This window comes from Thalassospira profundimaris (genome assembly GCF_003326755.1).
Lineage (GTDB): Bacteria > Pseudomonadota > Alphaproteobacteria > Rhodospirillales > Thalassospiraceae > Thalassospira > Thalassospira profundimaris_B.
The window spans coordinates 39178-56266 of sequence record NZ_JPWH01000020.1 but is presented as its reverse complement, the minus strand read 5'-3'; the positions used below and the strand labels follow the sequence as shown (position 1 = coordinate 56266).

The following is a 17089-nucleotide window of genomic DNA, read 5'->3' as shown; positions in this document are numbered from 1 at the left end:
TCGCTCAATATTCGATTTCACTGCCGTCATAGGCATAGAAGCCGCCATTTTGATCCCGCGAGAGCCGGTTGATCACGTTGAGCATATTGGCTGTGGCCTGTTTTGGTGTTTGCTCCGGCAGGCCGCTTTTGGCAAAGGGGGCGGAAAGCCCGGTATCCACCGTGCCGGGATGCAGGGCAAGGCACAGGGCATCGCGTTTTTTGCGTGCCAGCTCCACCGACATGGTTTTGACGATCTGGTTTAGGGCCGCCTTGGCCGCGCGATAGCCATACCAGCCGCCAATATGATTATCGCCAATGCTGCCCACCCGTGCCGACAGGGTGACAAAGGCCGATTTGCCCTCTTTGGGCAGCAGGGGTAGAAAATGCTTCATCAACAAGGCCGGGCCAATGGCGTTGATGGCGAAGTTGTGCGCCATATGGGCAGGGTTGATCTGCCGCCAGCTTTTTTCGGGTTGAAAGTTTTCGTCATGTAAAAAGCCGGTGGCATCAATGATCAGGCGGATATCGCCTTGCATGTGCGAAAGGCTGTTAGCACAGTTTGCAATGCTGGTTTCATCCAGCAAATCAAGGGGCGGTGTGCCGCTGCGCGAGAGCGAAATTATCTGCGAGAAATGGTTGGCATTGGTCAGGTGGTGCACAAACGCCCGGCCAATACCGCCACTGGCACCGATCACCACGGCAATGGACCCAGGCGCGAAACTGTCAAGGTTCACGGGCGAAGTCGTGCTGACCGAAGGGGCTGTTGCTGTGCTGTCGGACATGGGGCCTCCTGCCAGGATTATGCAGATATTTGCGTAAACAAGATACGGCGCAAAATCCTGTTTGGTTCCCTTTTGCGTGGGGCGGTTGAGCAATAAGACTTAACACGGGTTATGAAAGGCGACGAAAATGGCATATATCTTTACCGAAGCGAATGATCCCACCAAAATTGCGGAACGTCAGTGGGGGAAGGCGGATCCGATCATGTTCACCACATTCACATCCTGCATCGGCATTATGGGGATCAAGGATGACAAGGTGATTGGTGTTCACCTGACTTTGATGGGCACCGAGGATGAACTGGTGACGACGGCCAATATCGATCAGGCGATTGCGCTGCTTGACGGGGCAGCGAACCCCGTCATTATCGGGCAGGTTGAAATTTGGGAAGATTCTGTGCCCGCCGTGTATCAGCATCTGGTTAGCACATTACACCCGGTTGCGATTTATCCGCGCGATGATGGCACCTATGGCGGGGGCAATGATCAGGGCAATGTTCAGCCGCTAGAAGCTCCATAAGCCGCCTATATGATGAAAAAAGCCGCCCGGATGAAGGGGCGGCTTTTTGCTGTGATGTGGTGATTTTATTCGGCGGCGTCGGTTGTGACTTTGGCAGGGGCGCTGTTTGCCCCTTTGCCTTCATGGTCGTGACGGCGGATGAATTCCTTGACACGCGGGCTGATCTGTTCGCGCCAGCGCCGCCCGTTAAACACGCCATAATGGCCGACACCGGGCTGCAAATAGTGCATGCGCATATTATCGGGCAGGTTGCTGCACAGTTTGTGGGCCGCGCGGGTTTGGCCCATGCCGGTAATATCGTCGCGTTCGCCTTCCACCGTTAACAGGGCGGTTTTGGTGATTGCCGATGGCTCAACCGGGATGCCCTGCCAGCGCATGGTGCCGTTGGGCAATTGATGCTCAAGAAACACGACCTTCAGGGTCTGAAGGTAGAATTCCGCGCTCATATCCATCACGGCAAGATATTCCTGATAGAATTTGCGCTTGGCATCGGCACTTTCGCCGTCCCCTTCCACCAGATGGGTGAACATGTCGTGGTGGGCGGCAAGGTGGCGGTCCCAGTTCATGCTCATGAAACCGGCAAGCTGCATGAAGCCGGGATAAACCCGGCGCATCACCCCGGCATGGGGCAGGGGCACATGCGAAATCACATGGCGTTCAAACCATTCCAGTTCGTGTTGCTTGGCAAAATTGTTGACTTCGGTGGGGTGTTCGCGCGTATCAACCGGGCCGCCCATCAATGTCATCGAGGCGGGCTGGCAGGGTTCATCGCCCGCCGCCATCAGCGAGACCGCCGCCATCACCGGTACCGAAGGCTGGCAAACGGCAATGATGTGGGTGTTGGGGCCAAGATGGCGTAAAAACCGCATCAGATAGTCGATATAGCTGTCCAGATCGAAATGGCCCATATGCACCGGCACATTGCGCGCATCCACCCAGTCGGTGATATAAACATCGTGATCGGGCAGCATGGTTTCGACCGTGCCCCGCAGAAGCGTTGAAAAATGACCCGAAAGCGGGGCAACAATCAATACCTTCGGATCATCGGGCTGTTGTGCCAGATGTGCCGTTTCGCGCTTGAAATGCAACAGGTTACAGAAGGGTTCGCTATAGACAAACTCTTCGGTGATGGGGACCTCTTCACCCGCAATCAGCGTGGTATCAAGGCCGAATTCCGGTTTGCCATAACGGTTGGTGATATGGGTAAAGACATCAAATGCCGCCGCCGTCGCCCGACCGGGCTGGGTATAGGCCCAGGGATTGACCGGGTTGCGCATCCATTTTTTGCCCAGATCGGCGGCAACGCGCCAAGGGCTTATGGTTGCATGTTGCAATTCATAAAAATTATAGAGCATTCAATCTCACTCCCCGGCCAGGGTGTTATTAAAATTTCGGGAAATTCTGGCCGTTCAATCCCTGTATGTCAGTTGTGGTTTTGCCAGCCACAATTCAATTGTTTTGTTTCGGATTGGTGTCATTCAAAACGTTATTGGTCATAACGTATGACGAATTTACGGCTGTTGTCACTGATTCAAACGAATATTTGGCGTGATGTCGAGTGAATTTTTGCAGTGCGGCGTAAGTTGTTGCAATGCAATATAAGTTTTAATCTGCTTTTTTCCGGTTTGTCTCCCTTTGCTTCTGGTGGCGTTAAAATTGTGACTCGGCCCTGATGGCAGGCTGCTTGCCGTTTTGACGCGTTGCGAAAACAGATGCCACAATTATTATGTTAACGCTGCAAACACAAAAAGGTGCACGATACGTGTGAGAGAAATGGCAAAAAAACACCGCTGCCGTGGGGACGGACAGCGGTGCGAGTTGCGCGGTTGTATGGATTTGAACGGGACGGGCGGAACGACACTGGACGGGGACTGGGTGCGGGGTTGTCCAGGGCCGGGTATGGGAAGCCGTCCCGTTCAAAACTTGAAGAAGGTCAAGTCAGATCAGACCACGAAGGGTTTGGGCCATGCCCAGGGCAATAACGAAAAGGAAAAATCCGGTACTGCCGACAACGGCGACAGTGCTGCAAACATCGTTAAGGCGACGGGGATTCTGAAGCAGTTTCATCATGGCTGTGACCTCCTTGATCTGTCTGAAGTCACTGTATTGTTCTAATTTTGTTCCATCAAGAACAAAATCGGAACAAAATACCGATTTCCTATTAAATTATTGATTATAATGAATTTTTTAAATTTCGTTTTTGCTTTGTTCTTGTTTGTTCTGCCTCAATAAGAACGCATTTGACGAAAGACTCGGGCTTTTTACCTGTGGTCAGGATGTGCGAAGGTCGCCTTTCCCGGATGGCCGGGGATGCCAGATATAACAGGTATCAAGGTCGTCCCTGTCGGTCACTTCAAAGCCGCAGCCCTGATAAAAGCGGTTGCGGGTTAAACGACCTCGGCGGGCACACCCTTTAGCCCGACACAGCGACCAAAAGAAACACCGTCGGTTTCGCTGGGCAGCGGGCGGGCGGGAACAGCACCGATGCGGGCATCGGGCATGGGCGGATAATCCGGGAACTGGCCGTGAATGCGAATATTGTCGCGATAATCCCGCGCCGATTTGCCGCGATACTGGCGAAAACGGCGATTGAAATTGGACAGATTGCTAAAGCCGTTAAATTCGGCAATGCGATAGATCGGCCAGTCGGTGCGCGATAGCTGCACGCAGGCGCGTGAAATGCGGTATTCGTTGAGATATTCCACCACGCTGCGCCCGGTATAGCGTTTAAACAGCCGGTAAAAGCTGCTTTCGCTGACGCCTGCGACATTGGCAAGGGTTGAAACCCGCAAGGGTTCGGCATGATGGGCATGGATAAAGGCAATGGCCCGATCGACACGCAGCGAATCACTATTTCCTGCTGTATCATTGCCAAAGGATGCCGATGCCAGCGGTCCGTCAATGCCATTGAGCAGAATTTCAAGAATTTCGATAATCAGCATAAAGCGTTTGCGCGGAGCGGCATCGTCCAGTTCCGGTGCGATCGCCAGCACTTTTTGCACAGCCTCGGGCGTGAAGGACTGGCCGCGCCTTGCCTGCTCGAACAGGGCATACAGGTCGGCAAATTCAACAAAATCGCGGGTCAGGTTTTCCACCCATTCCTGGGAAAGCCATAGAACATAAACCTCGATCTGTTTGTCGGTTGAAAGGCGCTGACATTCCCACAAATGGGGCAGGTTCGGGCCGACCATCGCAAAATCCACCCCGTCAAAGGACTGCCGGTGATCGCCAATCAGGCGACTGCCTTTGGCATTTAAGGTCAGGGTCAGTTCGTATTCCGGGTGCTGGTGCCAGTTACAGCGAAAATCATCCCAGACATAGTGGAAATATCCCCACGAATATCCTTCTGGGTTGGTGATGCGTTCCTGGATGATGCGCATTGGGTTCTCCCGGTTTTGGATGATCTTTTGCAGAATAGTATCATCCTTTAAAGGATATGACACTTTGAAAAGGCCGTAAGCGGCGTATCCTTTTTGCATCGGGTGTTGCTGGAAACACAAAGACATTCCCCGCCTGGCGGAAACACCCCGAACCGGTTTGCGCAAAAATATCCGGATCAATAAGGGCAAAGCCAATAACAGGCAATCTGCCCGGGAAAACCGAAAACCATCAATAGGGAGGATTGAATGACCCTGATCCAGAAGTTGCTTGCAGGCGCCAGTGTGGCTGGTGCGGTTTTTGTCATGGCGGTTCCGGCACAGGCGGCCAAGCTGGCCATTTCGTGCGGTGCGGTTGGCCAGGAACTGGCCCTGTGCAAGGAAGGTGTTGATGCCTGGGCCAAAAAAACCGGCAACGAAGTTGATGTGATTTCAACGCCCAATTCCTCGACCGAACGGCTGGCTGTTTATCAGCAAATGCTGGCCGCCGGGTCATCGGATGTGGATATTTACCAGATCGACGTGATTTGGCCGGGTATTTTGGGCAATCATTTCGTCGATTTGAACAAATATATGGGCGATGAAGCCAAGGAACATTTCCAGCCGATTATCGCCAACAACACGGTAGATGGCCGCCTGGTGGCGATGCCCTGGTTTACCGATGCCGGTGTTTTGTATTACCGCAAGGATTTGCTGGAAAAATATGGCGAGAAAGTTCCTGAAACCTGGGCGCAATTAACCCAGACTGCGCAAAAGATTGAAGAAGGCGAACGCAAGGACGGCAACGACAAGATGTGGGGCTATGTGTTCCAGGGCCGCGCCTATGAAGGGCTGACCTGTAACGCGCTGGAATGGGTCGCCTCCTATGGTGGTGGTACGATTGTTGAGCCGAACGGCGATATTTCCATTAATAATGACAAGGCCAAAGAGGCCCTGACAACTGCGGCAGGCTGGATTGGCACCATCGCGCCGGATGGGGTGCTGGGCTATGACGAGGAAGGGGCCCGGGGCGTTTTCCAGTCGGGCAATTCGGTTTTCATGCGCAACTGGCCCTATGCCTGGGCGCTGGCAAATTCCGCCGACAGCCCGGTGAAGGGGAAAGTCGGTGTCGCCCCGCTGCCCAAGGGCGGTGAAGACGGTCAGTCCGCAGCCACCCTGGGCGGTTGGCAATTGTCGGTATCAAAATATTCCAAAAACCCGGAACTGGCCGCCGATCTGGTCAAATATCTGACCTCGTATGACGAACAGAAACGCCGGGCGATTGAAGGGGCCTATAACCCGACGATTGCCGCCCTTTACAAAGATAAGGATGTTTTGGCAGCCAACCCGTTCTTTGGCGATCTCTATGAAACCTTCACCCATGCGGTGCCGCGCCCGTCAACGGCAACAGGGACCAAATATAACAAGGTTTCCAGCGATTTCTGGGACGCGGTGCATACCACCCTTTCGGGCGTGCAAACGGCTGATCAGGCGCTTTCCGGGCTGGAACGCCAGCTTAAACGGACCAAGCGTTCGGGCTGGTAACAGCATTTTGGATGGTCATGTTGCGCGGCAGATTGCAAAAGCGCGCAACATGCCATCCAGGCATTCATTCTTCCGTCCTTTGAAATGATCACGGGCCATTCCTGTGGTGATGGCACACCAAAGGCAGCCCTGCCGGGCAGGGCGCCTTTTTAACCAAGAGCATTTGTCATGGCGCAAGCTTCGTCTTTGACGCGAGCCAGACGGCGTTCCGCGTGGATTTTTCTCGCCCCGATGCTGGCTATTCTGGCGGCGGTGGCGGGTTGGCCGCTGCTTCGCACGTTTTATTTCGGTTTTACCGATGCCAGCCTGTCGGACCTTTCCACCTATCATTTTATCGGCATTGAAAATTTCTATGCCGTTTATGACGGGGAAACGTATGGCCTTCTGACCGACCCCGCCTGGTGGCAGGCCGTGTGGAACACGCTGTTTTTCAGTGTGATTTCGGTGTCGCTGGAAACGGCACTGGGCATGATTGTGGCCCTGGTTTTAAACCAGAACTTCCGGGGCCGTGCGCTGGTGCGGGCTGCCGTGCTTATTCCCTGGGCCATTCCCACCATTGTGTCGGCGCGGATGTGGAACTGGATGCTCAATGACCAGTTTGGCATTATCAACGACATGCTGATGAAGCTGGGCATTCTCTCTACGCCCATTGCCTGGACATCCAGCCCCGAATGGGCCATGAGTGCGGTGATCCTGGTGGATGTCTGGAAAACCACGCCGTTTATGGCTCTGCTGATTTTGGCTGCATTGCAAATGCTGCCCGGCGATTGTTACGAGGCCGCCAAGGTGGATGGCATTCACCCGGTGCGGGTGTTTTTCAAGGTAACGTTGCCCCTGATCAAACCGGCCGTGATGGTGGCGGTTATTTTCCGTGCCCTTGATGCCCTGCGTGTGTTTGACGTGATTTACGTATTAACCCCCAACAACCCGCAAACCACCACCATGTCGGTCTATGCCCGACAGCAATTGGTGGATTTTCAGGAAGTCGGGTATGGATCGGCGGCATCAACCCTTTTGTTTATCGTAATCGCCTTTTGCATCATGGCCTATATCATGATCGGGCGTGTCCGCCTGGACGAGGGAGGGCATTAACATGAACACGAAATTGCGCAAAATATTGCCTAAGGCCGGGTTCTGGCTGTTGGTGACGGTGATTGTTCTGTTTGCCGTTTTCCCGTTTTACTATGCCATTCTGACCTCGTTTGAGAGTGGTTCCGGCCTGTTTCAGGTCAATTACCTGCCCGAAAGTGTGACGCTTGCAAATTATATCTCGGTGTTTAAGGGGCAGGCCTTTGGCCATAATATTTTCAACTCGGTCTTTGTCAGCTTCATGGTGGTTGCCCTGTCACTGCTGTTGGGGGTCACGGCATCCTATGCGCTGGCACGGGTGAAATTTGCCGGGCGTGGCCTGCTGTTACTGACCATTCTGTCGGTTTCGATGTTTCCGCAGGTGGCGGTGCTGTCGGGGATGTTCGAACTGATCCGGGGTGTCGGGCTTTATAACAACATGTTTGGCTTGGCGATTTCTTACATGATGTTAACCCTGCCATTTACCGTGTGGGTGTTAACCGCCTTTATGCGCGAATTGCCCCGCGAGCTGGAAGAAGCCGCCGTGATGGACGGGGCATCGCCCTGGATCATTATTCGCCGGGTGTTTTTGCCCGTGATGTGGCCGGCAATGGTGACAACGGGGCTTTTGGCTTTTATTGCGGCGTGGAATGAATTTCTGTTTGCCCTGACCTTTACTCTGACCGACGACAAACGCACCGTGCCGGTTGCCATTGCCCTTATTTCCGGGGCCAGCCAGCATGAAATGCCCTGGGGCAATATCATGGCGGCATCGGTGATTGTGACTTTGCCGCTGATTGTGCTGGTGCTGATTTTCCAGCGCCGCATCGTTTCGGGGCTGACGGCGGGGGCCGTGAAGGGCTAGGCCGCGGGCGTCAAAAAGATGCCTTTTTACCCGTGATGATCATATCCGGTCGGAAAACAGGACAGGGTCCGGTGTTTTTCGACCGGCAAACGACGACAAACAAATTTCAGGATGTTCCAAGATGGCATTAGGTGGCGATCTCGACTGGTGGCGTGGTGGTGTTCTTTACCAGGTTTATCCGCGCAGCTTTTTTGATTCCAATGGCGATGGCATTGGCGATTTACCCGGGATTACCCAGAAACTGGACTATATCGCCGACCTTGGCGTGGACGGGATCTGGCTTTCGCCGTTTTTTACCTCGCCGATGAAGGATTTTGGCTACGACGTTGCCAATTACCGCGATGTTGACCCGATGTTTGGCACGCTCGATGATTTTGATCATCTGCTGGAAAAGGCCCATGCGCTGGGCCTGCGGGTGACAATTGACCAGGTGCTGTCGCACAGTTCGGATGCGCATCCGTGGTTTCGCGAAAGCCGCTCCTCGCGCGATAATCCGAAAGCGGACTGGTATGTCTGGGCCGATCCCAAGCCCGATGGCACCCCGCCCAATAACTGGCTGTCGATTTTTGGCGGGTCTGCCTGGAAATTCGATACCACCCGCCAGCAATATTACATGCACAACTTTCTGGTCAGCCAGCCGGATTTGAACTTCCACAACCCCGATGTTCAGCAGCAATTGCTTGAGGATGTGGAATTCTGGTTGCGGCGCGGGGTGGATGGCTTCCGGCTGGATACCGCCAATTTTTATGTCCATGATAAACAACTGCGCGATAATCCGCCCTGGGTGCCCGGCACGCACCGCCCCGAAGGCGCGCCCAAGGAAAACCCCTATACCCGCCAGATGCACGTTTATGATAAAACCCGGCCGGAAAACCTGGCGTTTTTGAAAAAGCTGCGTGCGGTGCTGGATAAATATCCCGGCAGCACGACGGTGGGTGAAATCGGGTCGGATAATTCGCTGGCGACAATGGCGGAATATACCGCCGGTGGCGACAAGCTGCATATGGCCTATACCATCAACCTTCTGGAAAGTCCGCTGGAAGCTGGCCTTGTACGCGGTATGCTGGTGGATGTGTTTCGCGAACTGGGCGATGGCTGGCCGTGCTGGGCGGTCAGCAACCACGATTTTGTGCGGGTTGCCTCGCGCTGGGGCAAGGATAAGGGCGGCGACAATGATGCCCGCCTGCGCATGATCCCGGCCCTTTATACCACCTTGCGTGGCACGCCGTGCATTTATCAGGGCGAGGAACTGGGCCTGGAAGAGGCCATTGTGCCCTATGAATTGCTGCAGGACCCCTACGGGATTGAAATGTGGCCGGAATTCAAGGGGCGCGATGGCTGCCGCACCCCGATGCCGTGGCACAATGCCAATGTGGCGCATGGTGGTTTTACCACGTCTGATCAGCCCTGGTTGCCGGTCCCGCAGGAACATAGTGCGCTGTCGGTGGCAAGCCAGGTTGAAGACCCTGATTCCCTGCGCAATTTCTACAAAAACCTGCTGGCATGGCGCAAAACCCACCCGGAAATCATCCAGGGTGATATCGAAATGCTGGAGCATATCGATGATGCGGTGATCGCCTTTACCCGCCTGGCCGGCATTGTCCGCACAATCTGTGTTTTCAATGTTACGCCCGATCCGGTGACAATCACGCTGCCGGGGAAATCACAGGGAAATTGCCCGCTGAATACCGGTTCAGTCTCGGGTGACAGCCTGTCTTTGCCGGGCTGGGGTTTTTATTTCGGAACGATCTGACGGTCCTGACAACAAAAGGTGGGAGGAAGACCAATGGCAAATGTGGTTCTAAAGCAGGTCCGTAAACGGTTTGGGCCGGTGGAAACCATTCACGGGGTTGATCTTGATATTCGGGATGGCGAATTTTGCGTGTTTGTCGGCCCGTCGGGCTGTGGCAAGTCAACGCTTTTGCGGCTGATTGCCGGGCTGGAAGACATTACCGATGGCGAGCTGTCGATTGGCGGAGATGTGGTTAATGACATCGCGCCCAAGGAACGCGGTGTGGCGATGGTGTTTCAGTCCTATGCGCTGTATCCGCATATGAGTGTGTTTGAAAACATGGCCTTTGGCCTGGATTTGGCAAAACACAGCAAGGATGAACAAAAGGCACGGGTGATGGCGGCGGCCAAAACCCTGCAACTGGAAAACCTTCTGGACCGCAAGCCCAAGGAGCTTTCGGGCGGGCAGCGCCAGCGCGTGGCAATTGGCCGGGCGATTGTGCGCAAGCCGCGCGTGTTTCTGTTTGATGAACCCCTGTCAAACCTGGATGCCGCCCTGCGTGTGCAGATGAGGATCGAGCTTGCCAAACTTCATGAAAAATTGAACACCACCATGATCTATGTGACGCATGATCAGGTGGAGGCCATGACAATGGCCGATAAAATTGTGGTGTTGCGCGATGGCCGGGTGGAACAGGTGGGCACCCCGCTGGAGTTGTATCATTACCCGGCAAATCTGTTTGTCGCCGGTTTCATCGGTTCGCCTAAAATGAACTTTATTTCGGCTAATGTTGCGCAGATTTCGCAACATTCTGTTACGGTTAAACTGGAATCCGGTAAAGAAGTGTCGTTACCCGTTGATGGCAGTGGTCTTGCCCCGGCAGATCGTGTAACAGTGGGCATTAGACCGGAACATTGCAGCATTGCCGATCAGGACACGGCGCTGTTTACCGGAACGGTCGAAGTGGTCGAACATCTGGGCGAAGCAGGCCTGGTTTATGTTCGCACCGGATCGGACGATCTTTTTGTTGTCAGGGTTGCGGGGGATACCGCGATCAAGAACGGCGAAACCGTTGGTGTCGCGGCAGCAGAACAGGATTGTTACGTGTTTGACGGGGCGGATATGGCCAAACGGCGGCTGGCGGTGGATAATGCACCGTTAAAAGCGCAGATGACACTGAATTAACAGGGCCTGACATGCCCTGGGCACGGAAACTTTCGTGCAACCGCATGCCGGCCGGAACCGCAAAAAACGGTTCCGGGTCCCACCTTGGCAGCGGGGAGGATAACGAGTGAGAGCAGTTCGCTTGGAAGGCGCAAGTCAACATGAAGAAACAAAGGCTTAAACATCGCATAGCCGATATTGTGATTTTCGGTGGGACCGGAGATTTGGCGCTACGCAAATTATTTCCCGCTTTGTATGAAATGGAGCGGACGGGGCGCTTTGACGATGAAACCCGCATTTTTGGTGCATCACGCAGCCCGCATAGCGACGATGATTTTCGCGCAAAATTGCTTGAGGCAGGCAAAAAATACATTCCCGAGGGCGAGTTTGACCAGAAAACCTGGGATAAATTTGCCAGCCGTGTTGCCTATTTGCAGGTTTCGGCCGGCGATGCGGAAGGGTTTAAAAACCTGTATGACCGCCTGAGCGACGCCCCGGATCGCGACCGGGTTTATTATTTTTCCACCAGCCCCAGCCTGTTTGCCGATATGGCCTTTAATTTACAAAAGGCCGGGCTTGTGACGCCCAATTCGCGTGTCGTGCTGGAAAAACCGCTGGGACACGACCTTGAAAGCTGCCGCGAAATTAACGGCCAGATCGGTGAAGTGTTCGCGGAAGACCAGATTTTCCGTATTGACCATTATCTTGGCAAGGAAACGGTGCAGAACCTTTTGATCCTGCGCTTTGCCAATGCGATGTTTGAACCGCTCTGGAGCAGCGCGCATATCGACCACGTCCAGATCACGGTGGGCGAGGAAGTCGGTGTGGAAGGGCGCTGGTCCTATTATGACGATGCCGGTGCGATGCGCGACATGGTGCAGAACCATATGTTGCAGCTTTTGTGTCTGGTGGCGATGGAACCGCCCTATGTGCTGGACCAGGATGCGGTGCGTGACGAAAAGGTCAAGGTTCTCAAGGCGCTTAAGCCGATTAATGACACCAATATCGACCAGAACACCGTGCGCGGCCAGTATCGTGCCGGGGCTGTCGGTGGCAAGGAAGTGCCAGGCTACCTTGAGGAAGAAGGGGCCAATGTGGACAGCACCACGGAAACCTTTGTTGCTCTGCGTTGCGAGATCAACAACTGGCGCTGGGCCGGGGTGCCGTTTTATCTGCGCACCGGCAAACGTCTGCCCAAGCGCCATTCGGAAATTGTCATCCAGTTCCGTGATGTGCCGCACCAGATGTTCCCGCTGGCAAAATCCATGACCAATTACCAGGCCAATCGTCTGGTGCTGCGTTTGCAGCCTGATGATGGCATTCATCTGGTTTTGAACAACAAAAATCCGGGGCCGGGCCTTGTCCGCCTGCGTCCGACCGCGCTGAACCTGTCCTTTGCCGAGGCCTTTGGTGCCCGCAGCCCGGATGCCTATGAACGTTTGCTGCTGGATGCGATTGATGGCAACAATACCCTGTTTGTCCGCCGTGACGAACAGGACATTGCCTGGCAGTGGGTGGATGCGATTCAGGAAGCCTGGGAAAACAACCATATCGCGCCCAAGGGCTATACGTCGGGCACCTGGGGGCCGTCGGCTGCCATTGCCCTGATCGAACGTGACGGCCGCACCTGGAATGAAGAAGCGGTCTTCTGATCAGCCATGCCGGGGTGGGGGCTTCCCATTCCCGGCACTTGCTTCATTTGATCCGGTTTCCCATTTCTATGGACGATAACATGACAAACGAACGCACCTTTAAAAGTGGCGACGAGATGCTGGCCAGCATGGTTGCGCACACCGTGGAACGGCTGGAATTTGCCATTGCCGAACGGGGCCGGGCGACCATTGCTGTTGCCGGTGGCCGTTTCCCCAAACCTTTTTTTCAGGCTTTGTCACAGGCAAAGCTGAACTGGTCCAAAGTTACCATTACCCTGGGCGATGACCGCTGGGTGGGCATTGACGATGACCAGTCGAATGAAAAACTGGTCAGGGATAACCTTTTGATCAACGAAGCCGCCAGCGCGACCTTTGTGTCGCTGAAAACGGCGGATAAAAACCCGGAAGACGCCATTGCCACCGTGACGGAGCGTTTGAAAAACGATCTGTCCTGGCCGATGGACATTGTCTATCTGGGCATGGGCGATGACGGGCACACGGCATCGCTGTTTCCCTCCTCAACGCCCGAGAATTTGAAGCGCGGGCTTTATCCCGAAAATGGTGAACTGGTGGCTGCCGCACGGCCAACCGTTTCGCCGGTTCCGCGCATCAGCATGACTTTGCCGGCTTTGCTGAATGCCCGTTATATCGGCATTCACATTACCGGTTCCGATAAATGGTCGACCTTTGAAGCCGCGAAAAATGGCACCGTGATTGAAGAAATGCCGGTTCGCGGGATTTTGCACCAGACTGACGTTCCCGTCGATCTATGGTGGAGCGCCGAGAACCCGAAAGGCTGAACCCCATGAAACGTGAAATCGAAATCGTTACCCAGCGGATTGTCGAACGCTCGAAACCGACGCGCGAAGCCTATCTGGCGCGCATCGAGGCTGCCGCAAGCGACCGTCCGCATCGTTCCAAACTCTCTTGCGGCAATTTGGCCCATGCGTCGGCCGGGTGCCTTGGTACGGAAAAGGATCGCATCAATCACGATAATGCCGCCAATCTTGGCATTGTCACCGCCTATAACGATATGCTTTCGGCGCATCAGCCGCTGGGAACTTACCCGGATCGCATTAAAAAGGCCGCCTTTGATGCCGGGGCAACCGCCCAGGTGGCCGGTGGTGTGCCCGCCATGTGTGATGGTGTCACCCAGGGTCGTCCGGGCATGGAACTGTCGCTGTTTTCGCGCGATGTGATTGCCATGTCCACGGCGGTGTCTTTGTCGCATGATACATTTGATGCCGCCCTTTATTTGGGGGTGTGCGATAAAATCGTTCCCGGTCTGGTGATGGGTGCGCTGGCTTATGGGCATATTCCGGCGGTGTTTGTGCCCGCTGGTCCCATGCCGTCGGGCCTGCCGAATGATGAAAAGGCGCGCGTGCGCCAGCTTTATGCGCAGGGCAAGGTCGGGCGCAAGGAATTGCTGGAAGCCGAGGTGGCCTCCTATCACAGCCCGGGTACCTGTACATTCTATGGCACGGCCAATTCCAATCAGATGCTGATGGAAATTATGGGGCTGCATTTGCCCGGTGCGGCATTTGTTAATCCGGGTACGGACCTGCGCGATGCCCTGACCGAGGAATCGGCCCGTCGTGCCCTGCAAATTACCCGTCTTGGCAATGATTACCGGCCGATTGGCAAAATTCTCGATGAAAAGGCCTTTGTAAACGGCATTATTGGCCTGTTGGCAACCGGGGGCTCCACCAACCACACCCTTCATTTGCCCGCTATGGCCCGTGCCGCCGGGATCGAACTGCGCTGGGAAGATTTTGACGATCTGTCGCGCATTATTCCGCTTCTGTGCCGCGTTTATCCGAACGGCCAGGCCGATGTGAACCATTTCCATGCGGCTGGCGGCATGGGCTTTGTGATTAGCAATCTTTTGGCACATGGCCTGCTGCATCATGAAGTTGAAACCATTGTTTCGGGTGGTATGGCGGCCTTTGGCACCGAACCGCACCTTGAAGAAGGCAAGCTTCTGTGGCGCGATGCCCCGAAAGACAGCCATGACGAGGAAATTTTGCGCCCGGCGGAAAAGGCCTTCAGTGCCGATGGCGGCTTGCGGATGCTCACGGGCAATATCGGCCGTGCGGTGATCAAGGTGTCGGCGGTAAAACCCGCCAACCGCGTGATCGAGGCCCCGGCAGCGGTCTTTACCTCGCAGGATGACATGATGCAGGCCTTCAAGGATGGCAAACTGCATCGCGATGTTGTGTGTGTGGTGCGTTTCCAGGGGCCGCGCGCCAATGGTATGCCCGAACTGCACAAATTAACCCCGCCTTTGGGGGTATTGCAGGATCTGGGGTATAAGGTCGCATTGGTGACGGATGGCCGTATGTCTGGTGCATCGGGCAAGGTCCCGGCTGCCATTCACGTAACACCGGAAGGCATGATGAACGGCATGATCGCCAAGGTACAGGATGGCGATATCGTGCGTCTGGATGCCGAAACCGGCGATCTGAAATTGCTGGTATCCGACGAAGAGCTGGCAAAACGCGAATTCGCCCTGTTTACCAACAAGGCAGACTATCAAACCGGCTTTGGCCGTGAATTGTTTGGTGTTTTCCGTGACAATGTTGGTTTGGCGGAAATGGGGGCCAGTGCCGTCCTGCCCGGAGGGAACGAATAATGCGGCTGGTCGGGGATATTGGCGGGACGAACGCCCGTTTTGCCTGGCTGGATGACAATGGTAATCCGCACGCGCCGTTAACATTGGCCGTGCGCGATTATCCTGATATCGGCAGTGCCATTCGTGATTTTGTCGCCCGGACCGATGGGCCCGCCCCGCGCGAATTTGCCGTTGCCGTGGCCTGCCCGGCAATGGCGGATCAGATCAAATTCACCAACAATCCGTGGGTTTTTTCCAAAACGGCCTTAACGGCGGAATTTGGGCTGGACCGGCTGGTCGTGGTCAATGACTTTACCGGCCTTGCCATGTCGGTGCCGTTTTTGGGCAGCGATGATTTGATCACGCTGTTTGACGGGCCGGGGCGGCCGGGGCAGCCTTTGGCCGTGATCGGGGCGGGCACCGGGCTTGGTGTTTCGGGCCTTTTGCCCCATAACGGGCACTGGATACCCGTGCAGGGCGAAGGCGGGCATGTGTCGCTTCCGGCGGTGGATGACCTGGATTATGAAATTGTCAAATTTCTGAGCGCCGAGTTGGGCCGGGTATCGGCAGAGCGTATTTTATCAGGTATGGGCATTGAAAACCTCTATCGTGCGCTGGGCGCGATTAACGGGCAGGATGTAACCCCCAAAACCGCCGCCGAAGTGGTTGAAGGCGCACTGGTGGGCAGGGACCCGCTATGTCTTTCGGTGCTGGATCGGTTTTGTCTGTTTTTGGGCGGTGTTGCCGGGGATCTGGTGTTAACGCTTGGCGCGTTTGACGGTGTTTTTATTGGCGGGGGTATTGGCCCGCGCATTGCCGGTTTTATGAAACAGAGCGGCCTTAAAGAACGCATGATCGCCAAGGGGCGGTTCCGCGAATTAATGAATGATGTGCCGGTGCGCCTGATGACGGCGCAATATCCGGCGCTGCTGGGTTGTGCAAAAATTCTCAGCGCATAACCGGCAAACAGGAGAAACGAAAAATGGCTTTGTCTTCACGCGAAATTCTTTCACAGGCCCCGGTGGTTCCGGTGCTGGTTATCGAAGATGCCAATGATGCCGTGCCGTTGGCAAAGGCCCTGGTGGCCGGTGGTCTAAAGGTGCTGGAAATTACCCTGCGTTCGGCGGCGGCCGAAGAAAGCATCCAGCGTATTATCGCCGAAGTGCCCGAGGCGATCACCGGGGCAGGCACGGTGATCAATGCCAAACAGATGGAACGCATGGCGGAAATCAATTGTGCCTTTGCAGTTTCACCGGGGCATAGTGCCGGTTTGCTGGCTGCGGCCAAAGATACTGGCGTGCCGCTTCTGCCCGGTGCCGGTACACCGTCGGAGATTATGAACCTGCTCGATCATGGCTATGACGTTTTGAAATTCTTCCCGGCGGAACAGCAGGGCGGTGTTTCGATGCTCAAGGCTCTGGGCGGGCCACTGCCGCAGGTTAAATTCTGCCCGACGGGTGGTGTGTCGCTCTCCAACCTGGCCGATTATATTGCCCTTCCCAACATCATTACCGTGGGCGGGTCCTGGGTTGCGCCCAAGGATGCGGTCAAGGCCGGTGACTGGGCGAAAATTACCAAACTGGCGCAGGAAGCAACGGATAAGGTTGCGGCCTTGCGCTCTGCTTAGTCCTGAGCCTGAAATTTACGTCGTTCACGTTTAATAATTTGGGGTCTGGGGTACATCCAGGCTCCGATTTTTATCTGTCAACAATCCTGTAAGAGATCCCGGACATGATTGGCTGGCGCGTTCTGTTGTTTTGTTTTCGTCATGCGCAGAGCAGTATCAGACATTGTCCGCCGTAATTGCGTTGACGAT

General features: G+C 55.0%; 15 protein-coding genes. 11 read left to right on the top strand and 4 right to left on the bottom strand.

Annotated features, from left to right (window positions below; translation table 11 throughout):
- Window positions 1–4: 4 nt before the first annotated feature.
- Window positions 5–763: an SDR family NAD(P)-dependent oxidoreductase gene (locus TH25_RS18905; protein WP_114089850.1), complete on the bottom strand. Its 759-nt coding sequence runs from the start codon at window positions 761–763 to the stop codon at window positions 5–7.
- Between the two features lie 127 nt (window positions 764–890).
- Between TH25_RS18905 and TH25_RS18900 the strand changes: the two genes are divergently transcribed.
- Window positions 891–1280 (top strand): hypothetical protein, encoded by a 390-nt coding sequence (locus tag TH25_RS18900; RefSeq protein WP_114089849.1) that lies wholly within the window; start codon window positions 891–893, stop codon window positions 1278–1280.
- Window positions 1281–1345: 65 nt separating this feature from the next.
- On the opposite strand, the gene TH25_RS18895 is transcribed toward TH25_RS18900, so the two are convergent.
- The 3 genes from TH25_RS18895 to TH25_RS18890 form a co-directional block, all read right to left on the bottom strand.
- Window positions 1346–2635, bottom strand: a complete 1290-nt coding sequence (locus tag TH25_RS18895; protein ID WP_114089848.1) for a polyhydroxyalkanoate depolymerase — start codon at window positions 2633–2635, stop codon at window positions 1346–1348.
- A gap of 583 nt (window positions 2636–3218) precedes the next feature.
- Window positions 3219–3350: a hypothetical protein gene (locus tag TH25_RS25515; RefSeq protein WP_256359936.1), complete on the bottom strand. Its 132-nt coding sequence runs from the start codon at window positions 3348–3350 to the stop codon at window positions 3219–3221.
- A 317-nt stretch (window positions 3351–3667) separates the two neighbouring features.
- Window positions 3668–4660 (bottom strand): helix-turn-helix transcriptional regulator, encoded by a 993-nt coding sequence (locus TH25_RS18890; protein ID WP_181847706.1) that lies wholly within the window; start codon window positions 4658–4660, stop codon window positions 3668–3670.
- Between the two features lie 246 nt (window positions 4661–4906).
- Between TH25_RS18890 and TH25_RS18885 the strand changes: the two genes are divergently transcribed.
- The 10 genes from TH25_RS18885 to TH25_RS18840 all read left to right on the top strand — a co-directional run bounded on the left by TH25_RS18885 (window position 4907) and on the right by TH25_RS18840 (window position 16900).
- The gene (locus TH25_RS18885) at window positions 4907–6181 is read left to right on the top strand and encodes an ABC transporter substrate-binding protein (RefSeq protein WP_220151457.1); all 1275 of its coding nucleotides are present in this window, start codon (window positions 4907–4909) and stop codon (window positions 6179–6181) included.
- A 168-nt stretch (window positions 6182–6349) separates the two neighbouring features.
- Window positions 6350–7273: a carbohydrate ABC transporter permease gene (locus tag TH25_RS18880; RefSeq protein WP_114089846.1), complete on the top strand. Its 924-nt coding sequence runs from the start codon at window positions 6350–6352 to the stop codon at window positions 7271–7273.
- Window position 7274: 1 nt separating this feature from the next.
- Window positions 7275–8114 carry a carbohydrate ABC transporter permease gene (locus TH25_RS18875; RefSeq protein ID WP_114089845.1) on the top strand — a complete coding sequence of 280 codons (840 nt, stop codon included), beginning with the start codon at window positions 7275–7277 and terminating at the stop codon, window positions 8112–8114.
- Between the two features lie 121 nt (window positions 8115–8235).
- Window positions 8236–9867, top strand: coding sequence for an alpha-glucosidase (locus tag TH25_RS18870; RefSeq protein ID WP_114089844.1), 1632 nt, complete (start codon window positions 8236–8238; stop codon window positions 9865–9867).
- Window positions 9868–9900: 33 nt separating this feature from the next.
- Window positions 9901–11031 carry an ABC transporter ATP-binding protein gene (locus TH25_RS18865; protein WP_114089843.1) on the top strand — a complete coding sequence of 377 codons (1131 nt, stop codon included), beginning with the start codon at window positions 9901–9903 and terminating at the stop codon, window positions 11029–11031.
- Between the two features lie 140 nt (window positions 11032–11171).
- A complete protein-coding gene (zwf, locus tag TH25_RS18860) occupies window positions 11172–12662 on the top strand; it encodes a glucose-6-phosphate dehydrogenase (protein ID WP_114089842.1) in 1491 nt (496 codons plus the stop codon).
- 80 nt (window positions 12663–12742) lie between these two features.
- Complete coding sequence (gene pgl, locus TH25_RS18855) at window positions 12743–13462, top strand: 6-phosphogluconolactonase (protein WP_114089879.1); 720 nt, start codon at window positions 12743–12745, stop codon at window positions 13460–13462.
- 5 nt (window positions 13463–13467) lie between these two features.
- The gene (gene edd / locus TH25_RS18850) at window positions 13468–15294 is read left to right on the top strand and encodes a phosphogluconate dehydratase (protein WP_114089841.1); all 1827 of its coding nucleotides are present in this window, start codon (window positions 13468–13470) and stop codon (window positions 15292–15294) included.
- Complete coding sequence (gene glk, locus TH25_RS18845; protein ID WP_114089840.1) at window positions 15294–16232, top strand: glucokinase; 939 nt, start codon at window positions 15294–15296, stop codon at window positions 16230–16232. The genes edd and glk overlap by 1 nt, the downstream gene beginning before the upstream one ends.
- Window positions 16233–16255: 23 nt before the next feature.
- Window positions 16256–16900 carry a bifunctional 4-hydroxy-2-oxoglutarate aldolase/2-dehydro-3-deoxy-phosphogluconate aldolase gene (locus TH25_RS18840; protein WP_114089839.1) on the top strand — a complete coding sequence of 215 codons (645 nt, stop codon included), beginning with the start codon at window positions 16256–16258 and terminating at the stop codon, window positions 16898–16900.
- The last annotated feature ends 189 nt before the right edge of the window (window positions 16901–17089 follow it).

Coding starts and splice junctions, on each gene's coding strand:
- TH25_RS18905 (WP_114089850.1), bottom strand. CDS start 763: ATGTCCGACAGCACAGCAACAGCCCCTTCGGTCAGCACGACTTCGCCC.
- TH25_RS18900 (WP_114089849.1), top strand. CDS start 891: ATGGCATATATCTTTACCGAAGCGAATGATCCCACCAAAATTGCGGAA.
- TH25_RS18895 (WP_114089848.1), bottom strand. CDS start 2,635: ATGCTCTATAATTTTTATGAATTGCAACATGCAACCATAAGCCCTTGG.
- TH25_RS25515 (WP_256359936.1), bottom strand. CDS start 3,350: ATGATGAAACTGCTTCAGAATCCCCGTCGCCTTAACGATGTTTGCAGC.
- TH25_RS18890 (WP_181847706.1), bottom strand. CDS start 4,660: ATGCGCATCATCCAGGAACGCATCACCAACCCAGAAGGATATTCGTGG.
- TH25_RS18885 (WP_220151457.1), top strand. CDS start 4,907: ATGACCCTGATCCAGAAGTTGCTTGCAGGCGCCAGTGTGGCTGGTGCG.
- TH25_RS18880 (WP_114089846.1), top strand. CDS start 6,350: ATGGCGCAAGCTTCGTCTTTGACGCGAGCCAGACGGCGTTCCGCGTGG.
- TH25_RS18875 (WP_114089845.1), top strand. CDS start 7,275: ATGAACACGAAATTGCGCAAAATATTGCCTAAGGCCGGGTTCTGGCTG.
- TH25_RS18870 (WP_114089844.1), top strand. CDS start 8,236: ATGGCATTAGGTGGCGATCTCGACTGGTGGCGTGGTGGTGTTCTTTAC.
- TH25_RS18865 (WP_114089843.1), top strand. CDS start 9,901: ATGGCAAATGTGGTTCTAAAGCAGGTCCGTAAACGGTTTGGGCCGGTG.
- zwf (WP_114089842.1), top strand. CDS start 11,172: ATGAAGAAACAAAGGCTTAAACATCGCATAGCCGATATTGTGATTTTC.
- pgl (WP_114089879.1), top strand. CDS start 12,743: ATGACAAACGAACGCACCTTTAAAAGTGGCGACGAGATGCTGGCCAGC.
- edd (WP_114089841.1), top strand. CDS start 13,468: ATGAAACGTGAAATCGAAATCGTTACCCAGCGGATTGTCGAACGCTCG.
- glk (WP_114089840.1), top strand. CDS start 15,294: ATGCGGCTGGTCGGGGATATTGGCGGGACGAACGCCCGTTTTGCCTGG.
- TH25_RS18840 (WP_114089839.1), top strand. CDS start 16,256: ATGGCTTTGTCTTCACGCGAAATTCTTTCACAGGCCCCGGTGGTTCCG.